Genomic DNA, 3,924 nt, shown 5'->3' with positions numbered 1-3,924 from the left:
GCGAAGGGCTGCCATTGCGTTCGTATAACTTCGTATAATGTATGCTATACGAAGTTATTACGCTCGCATCGTGATCAGGCCGGATGCGCGCGCGATCCGCGTCGCGCGGCAACACCCACAGCACGCAGACGAGGCTCGCGAGCGGGACGGCGGCCAGCGCGAGAAAGGCGGTTGGCTGGCCGAACAGGCCGATCAGCGTCAACGTGCCGGCGCCGCCGCCGAAGAAGCCGATCATCACGCCCGCGATCTGGATCGCGTTGATCCTCGCGAGCGTGTCGCCGCTGAAATGCTCGGCGGCCATCCCGTCGTTCGCGATGTCCTGCGTCGCGCTCGCGAGCGACGCGACGGCCAGCAGCCCGACCGCCCAGCCCGCCGTCGCGACCGTCATCCCGATCTGCGCGAGGCTGGCCAGGCACAGCACGACGATCGTCTGCATCGGCAGCATCCAGCTGCGCCGCCGGCCGATGCGGGGCGACCAGCGGTTGTCGACGACAGGCGCCCACAGGAATTTCACGACCCACGGCAGCCCGACGAGCGGCAGGAACGCGAGCGCATGAAGTGGTGCGCCGTCGTGGCGCAGCAGCGTCGGCATCGCGTCCATCGCGATGCCGATCGGGATGCCCTGTGACAGGTAAAGCAGCGTGATCGTGATGACCAGGCGGCGATGTTCGAGCAGGTCGCGCATCGAATTCTCCAGTTGCATGAGGTTAAAAAGGTTCGGCGCCGGCCGGCACGCGCGCGGGCTGCATCGCGTCGCGCCGCGGACGGCGCGCCGCACGCAGCAGCAATGCGCCGAAGGCGACGAGCGCCGCGTCGATCGGCCAGTACACGGGTCGGCCCGCGTCCAGCAGCGCGAGCGCGCAATGGGTCGCGCCGGCCAGCCCGTACGCGACGCCGGCCGCACGCATCAGCACGCGCAGCCATGCCGCGCGATCGGCGACGCAGGCCGCGAGCGCGATCGCGCCGCCCCACACGGCCCAGAACAGCATCGCGAGCGCATGGTCGACGTGCATGCCGTCGGGCAGCGCACGGCCGGCGAACAGCAGCGCACCGCCCGCGAGCACGAGCCCGCCGCACACGCCGACCGCGGTGGCGGCCAGCACGTCCGCCGAGCGATCGCGCTGCGCGCGCCGCCGCTCGATCCACAGATGCAGCCCCGTCGCGCACAACGCACACGCGGCGAGCCCCATCAGGAAATGCAGCACGCGCAGCCCATCACCGGCCGCACCCACCCAGCCGTATTGCGCGAAATGCAGCGGCTGCACCGCGATGAACGCGCGCAGCCAGAAACCGCGGCCGCGCGACGTCGCATCGGCGAGCCATTGCCCGTCCGTCGCGCGGTACAGGTGGCGTTCGAACACGGCCGTGCTCGGCAGGCCCGCGGTCGTACCGGCAATCTCGACGCGTGCGTTCACGTCGCCCCAGCGATGCAGCACGACGGCTTCGGGGCGGAAATCCGGCCTGCGCACCGCGTCGCGCCGCAGCAGCGCATCGAGATCGGGCGCATGCCGCCATGGGCCGCCGGCCTCGACGGGCGACGGTCCGCCCAGCAGCTCGGCGAACGCACGCTGCGGCTGCCCCGGATACGCGACGCCCGCGAGCGACACCGTGCCGAGCGCGCCGAGCCCCGACAGCACGCCGGTGAACGCGAACAGCACGAGCCACGGCGTGCCCCACAGGCCGATCCACGCGTGCAGGTCGAACAGCGCGACGCGCAAGCCGTGGCCGCGCCGGATGCGCGCCGCGTCGGGCCAGCGCTTGCGATGCACGACCACGCCCGCGACGATGAGCACGAGCAGTACGACGCCCCACAGGCTCACGAAGATGCGCCCGGGGAAGCCGGCGAACAGCGTCTTGTGCAGCGTGACGATCAACGTCGCCCGCGCGGCGTCGGGCAGCGGCGCGCCGGTCGCCGAATCGAGCGCGAGCGTGCACGTCTGGCGCGCGTCGCAGAAACGGATGGCCGGATCGTCCGGCCGCGGCAGCACGATGCGCGCGTCGCGCAACGCGACCCCGAGCGACGCCGCGCGCGCGACGAGCGCGTCGAGCGGCAACGTCGGCCGTGCGACGGCGACCGCAGGCGGCCGCCACCAGCCCTGCATCGAATCGAACGCGAGACTCCAGGTGCCGCTGAACAGCACGACGAACAGCACCACGCCGAACAGCGCGCCGGCGCCGCGATGCAGCGCGCGCCAGCGCGAACGCGACGAAGCATCCATGTCAGCGCCCTCCCCAGAACATCGCGCACGGCACGAGCACCGCGAGCCACGCACCCGCACGCCACACGGCCTGTCGCCAGCCGGGGGCGACGAGCACCCACAGCAGCGCGGCGACGCTCGCGACGAGCGTCAGCAACACGGCCGCATAGAGCCGGTTCAGGCCGTCGTCGGGGTAATGACGGGCCAGCGTGAGCGCGAGCGCGACCGCCCCCGGCAGCACGCCGCCGATCGCGATCGCCGCCCGCGCGCCCCAGCCGGCCGCCATCAGAATTGCCCGCGCACGGTCAGCATCACGTTGCGCGGTTCTCCGTAACGGTTGTTCCAGCCCGGCTGGCTCAGGCTCAGGTAGTAGGTGCGGTCGAACAGGTTGTTGACGTTGAGCGCGGCGCTCCAGTGCTTGTCGTAGCGGTAGCCGAGCCGCACGCTCGCGAGCGCGTAGCCGCCCTGGCTCATCGTGACGCCGTTCGCCTGCGCCGAGTAGCTGCTCTGCACCTGCACGCCGCCGCCGATGCTCCAGCGCCGCTCCTGCCACGGCAGGTCGTAGTTGGTCCACAGCCGGAACAGGTGGCGCGGATTCAGCAGCGGCGCGAACGAACCCGCGTTCGCGAGGTTGTCCGCATAACGCATCGTGTCGTACGTGTAGCTCGCCCACACGCTCCACCACGGCGTGATGCGCCCGTTCGCCTCGAACTCGAAGCCCTGGCTGCGCACGCTGCCGCCGTTCACGTAGTAGCAGCTCGGCCCCGCGCACGGATGCGCGAGGTCGACCTGCGGGTTGTTGTCGAGATCGATGCGGAACGCCGCGAGCGACACGTCGAGCTTGCCGCCCGCCAGTTCGCCCTTCACGCCCGTTTCGTAGGTGCGCCCCTTCACCGGCGTCAGGATGCCGCCGCCCCACATCGACTTGGTCTGCGGCTGGAACACCTCCGCATAGCTCGCGTACCACGACCAGTCGCGCGCGAAATCCCAGATCAGCCCGCCGTACGGCGTGAACTGGTGGCCGGTGTTGTAGTGCGCGCCGAGGCTGTCCTGGTTCCACCAGCTCATCCGGCCGCCGAGCACGAGCGTCAGCGGCTCCGCGAGCTTGATGCGGCCCAGCCCGTAGACGCCCTTCTGCGAAACGTCGTTCTGCTGCGACTGCTGGTACGGCCCGATGCCGGGCTCGGGCACGCTGCTCGGGTTCCAGCGGTACACGTTCACCGGCGTGCCGGCCACGTCGCCGAGCAGCGGCGCGGTCATCTGCCCGCTGCTGCTGTTCGCGTAGGTGACGCCGAACAGCAGGTCGTGCGTGAGCCCGAACGCATGCACGGGGCCCTGCACGTTCGCATCGATGCTGCGGCTGTAGCTGCTGAACTGGTACGCGGCGCCGGTCAGCCGGCCGCCGGCGCCCGTCGCCGGATCGATCGCGCCAAACGAACCCGCGTACTTCAGGTCCGAGCGCACGCTCTGGTATTCGCCGCTGACCTTCGCCTTCCAGCCGGCGCCGAGCTTCTGCTCGATCGACGCGAACGCGCGCGTCGTGTCCCAGTTGAAACGGTCGTATAACTTCGTATAATGTATGCTATACGAAGTTATTACGACTTTCTCGCTGCTGTACTGCGTGCAGCCGCTGCTGCCCGCGTTCGCCCATGAGTTCAACGTCGGCGCGGCATCGAGTTCGCTGTCGCTGTCGTTGTCGACCGGGATGCTCGCGGTGTCGATCCTG

At 70.2% G+C, this 3,924-nt stretch carries 4 protein-coding genes; all 4 read right to left on the bottom strand.

Annotation, left to right across the window (positions count from 1 at the left end; all coding sequences use genetic code 11):
• A partial coding sequence (locus JMF90_RS27535) for an MFS transporter (protein WP_236598046.1) occupies positions 1–685 on the bottom strand: 685 nt, incomplete at its 3' end.
• 22 nt (positions 686–707) lie between these two features.
• Positions 708–2,219 (bottom strand): PepSY domain-containing protein, encoded by a 1,512-nt coding sequence (locus JMF90_RS27530; RefSeq protein WP_011547179.1) that lies wholly within the window; start codon positions 2,217–2,219, stop codon positions 708–710.
• Between the two features lies 1 nt (position 2,220).
• Positions 2,221–2,484, bottom strand: a complete 264-nt coding sequence (locus JMF90_RS27525; RefSeq protein WP_011547178.1) for a hypothetical protein — start codon at positions 2,482–2,484, stop codon at positions 2,221–2,223.
• On the bottom strand, positions 2,484–3,924 hold a 1,441-nt coding region (locus JMF90_RS27520; RefSeq protein WP_236598045.1), incomplete at its 5' end, for a TonB-dependent siderophore receptor. The genes JMF90_RS27525 and JMF90_RS27520, both read right to left, overlap by 1 nt.

The sequence above is a fragment of the Burkholderia sp. E168m23 genome, assembly GCF_016586125.1.
Taxonomy (GTDB): domain Bacteria; phylum Pseudomonadota; class Gammaproteobacteria; order Burkholderiales; family Burkholderiaceae; genus Burkholderia; species Burkholderia orbicola.
This window is presented reverse-complemented; position numbering and strand designations above follow the sequence as displayed.